Annotated in this window: 1 rRNA gene; it reads left to right on the plus strand. The window is 50.4% G+C overall.

What is annotated here, in order from left to right:
* A 23S ribosomal RNA gene (locus ACNQPL_RS26745) occupies positions 1-230 on the plus strand; the annotation flags it as partial.

Genomic DNA, 230 nt, shown 5'->3' on the forward strand with positions numbered 1-230 from the left:
AGATTCCCTTAGTAGTGGCGAGCGAACGGGGACCAGCCCTTAAGTTGGTTTGAGATTAGTGGAACGCTCTGGAAAGTGCGGCCATAGTGGGTGATAGCCCCGTACACGAAAGTCTCTTATCAATGAAATCGAGTAGGACGGAGCACGAGAAACTTTGTCTGAACATGGGGGGACCATCCTCCAAGGCTAAATACTACTGACTGACCGATAGTGAACTAGTACCGTGAGGG

The organism is Pseudomonas sp. LFS044 (assembly GCF_047978245.1).
In the GTDB taxonomy this organism is placed as follows: Bacteria; Pseudomonadota; Gammaproteobacteria; order Pseudomonadales; family Pseudomonadaceae; genus Aquipseudomonas.